Source organism: Proteiniphilum sp. UBA5384 (assembly GCF_002410825.1).
In the GTDB taxonomy this organism is placed as follows: domain Bacteria; phylum Bacteroidota; class Bacteroidia; order Bacteroidales; family Dysgonomonadaceae; genus Proteiniphilum.
This window is the reverse complement of the sequence record NZ_DHOS01000023.1, coordinates 1-2,590: the sequence shown is the minus strand read 5'-3', so window position 1 is coordinate 2,590 and position 2,590 is coordinate 1. Positions and strand designations below refer to the sequence as shown.

At 42.2% G+C, this 2,590-nt stretch carries 3 protein-coding genes; all 3 read left to right on the top strand.

Annotated features, from left to right (window positions below; genetic code table 11):
• Window positions 1-136: Kelch repeat-containing protein (locus tag B4G81_RS15290; protein WP_414703167.1), on the top strand; the 136-nt coding region annotated here is incomplete at its 5' end.
• Window positions 137-258: 122 nt separating this feature from the next.
• Window positions 259-1,431, top strand: coding sequence for a sulfatase-like hydrolase/transferase (locus tag B4G81_RS05075; protein ID WP_349678734.1), 1,173 nt, complete (start codon window positions 259-261; stop codon window positions 1,429-1,431).
• Window positions 1,428-2,590: hypothetical protein (locus B4G81_RS05070; RefSeq protein ID WP_294080762.1), on the top strand; the 1,163-nt coding region annotated here is incomplete at its 3' end. The genes B4G81_RS05075 and B4G81_RS05070, both read left to right, overlap by 4 nt.

Below are 2,590 nucleotides of genomic sequence, written 5' to 3'. Positions count from 1 at the left end.
AACGGAAGGATCAAAATGGAAGGAAAGACACGAACATGCTGTTTTTGTATTTCAAAATAAAATATGGATAGCCGGAGGAATGATCCCGCCGTTAAGCAATGATGTCTGGTCTCTGGAACTTCCTTCCGATTGGTAATGTAATACAAAGGAAAAAAATGCATTTGTTCCAGACCGGCTTTACAAACATCTATTTTTTATTTTAATAAAAATTTACTTTTTGAGGACAAACTTGAATTTATTAAATGGTTGAATACCTCTATGGTGATATTACGATTATTTATATTTTTGATTACTGTATCAATCGCAACTTCCCTTACTGCATCCGAGGGTATACGCATCATCCTTTTTACGATTGATGGGCTCCATTGGAAGGCACCTGAGAAATTAAGGATGCCTGTTTTAAATCAATTGAGAAATGAAGGTGTTTATGTGGAGAAATCCTATATGATTATCCCCCATCACCCTACTGTGGGTGATTACAGCAAATACAACAGCTGTTCTTTTCCTAATCCCATGCTACACCAGGGATCTCTGTTTATCTCATCCGAAAACAAGATGGTACAGGAGGTTGTATCCACAAAACACACCTCTGCTTTTGTCGTGAACACCTCAGCCTATCGATCTGTGGCCCGGGGGTTCAACACAAGCATTATGGATTCAAATTTATCTGACAAAGATGTGGTAAATAACGCAATCATGTTGCTAGATAATCAGGATATCCGTTTTATGCGGATTCATCTTCAATCACCCGGCACCAACGGTGAATCGGTAGCCTTGCATAGCGCAGATAAATCATACAGCAACAACATCTGGGCTCCAGGATCTCCTTACATGGATGCGATAGAAAGTGCAGATAAACTCCTAGGTGATTTCGTTTCTTTTTTAAAGGAATCCGGCAAATGGGCGAATACTATTTTAATTGTCACATCCGATCACGGACAGAGTGACAACGGATGGCACCCTATGCTGGATGAGAATAGTTGGATAACACCCTTACTATTTGTTGGAAAAGGAATCGCCAGAAATAGAGAATTACCCTATTTTGAACATACCGACCTTGCTCCAACCATATTGTGGTTATTGGGTATGCAACCGCTAAAGACCGAAAGCGGAAAAGGAATTATCATTAGAGAAATTAAAGAGGAATATAGTTCAGGTGGTTTTTATCATCCACGTTTTATAAAAAAAATTAATCAACAGATTAAAGAATACAGCATTCTCCTTGCAAAATTGACTTTGGCATCTGATAAAAATTTTGCAATTGCCAATGTAGTTGCTTCTCTCGAAAACCAGAATCTGACACCTGAGCCTTTCTATCATCAGGACCGGATTATGGAATGGCACAATGCAGGATCGGCTGAACACTTGATAGAAGCAAATGAATTAATTTTGAACCGAATGCGGGAATTGGTAAAAAAGAATTCTTTATGATTATAAGAACAAAATATACTTTGAAAAACTTATTTCATCGTCTTGTCAAGATTGTTGCTTTATTTCTAGCGTTGTTTTTTATCACGTCGCTTTATGCGCAAGATAGTTTCCAGTTGGAAAAGCAAAAGGCTTTTGAGATTGTCTTCGGCGAAGCTACAATACTTGACCCGGTTATGGTGGAGAAGATAAAAAACGATACTCCCGGCAAACGCCATTACGTAGATGCAGACAACGACGGTAAGCCCGAAGAGGTGTGGTTTATCGATACCGACGCAAGACACAACGATCGCAACAGACCTATTCTGGTGAGGGTGATCGATGAGAATAATAATCTGGCGTTCGGCAAAGAGCCCGACAAATTTGGTGATTTATGGGTCGCCGACTGGCATGCGGATGGATTGATAGATGCTGTTATAGGATATGAGGATACCGATAGTGATGGGGATCTGGATCATATGGGGATGTATTTCGTGGACCGAAGAAACGGTTTGCGTGTCTGGTGGTTTATTGATGATGGTGATGATAACCTGCTCGGATATGATGTTGACTATTACTATTACCAGATTCCCTGCCAGGATCATACCCATTTCGGGGGAAACGAGAGCCTGATATCCATGTATTTTGATTCCGAAAAGAAAATCTGGACTCCTTTTTGGGAGAATCCTTTTCTTTTCTATGATGATGACCAGGATGGAATTACCGAAGAGGTGGTACGCATCGAAGGTGAAGATGACATCATGCGTTTCCTGAGATGGAGCTTCAATGTCAATCCCCGGGAAGGAGAGCTGCGCAATTATGACGTGGGGATTACTGCATGTGCTCCCGGTTGGAGTATCACCAAGGAGAGGAACAGCGATTTCTCCTTCCGTCTGGCAGATGACCAGACCGAGACCTTCCAGGTGAGAGGCTTCCCCACCGGCTCGGTCGTGAAACGATCCACTGCCAGGGAGAGTCTGCAAGCGATTGAGTGGACACGTGTCTTGATGACATGGGATGAGATTGACCTCAATACCGCCTGGGACAGACCGGGAGACAAGATAGAGAGATGGGAGGGAATCATTTCTGCCGGATATAAAGAACCCGGTTATTATATGCCTCAGGTAGGGGGACCTGATTGCGGACCTTACAACAAACGATACGAACTTGTTACCGATCCAGT

Excerpts from the sequence above, each read along its gene's own strand:
- B4G81_RS05075 (WP_349678734.1), top strand. The coding sequence starts at position 259 with ATGGTGATATTACGATTATTTATATTTTTGATTACTGTATCAATCGCA.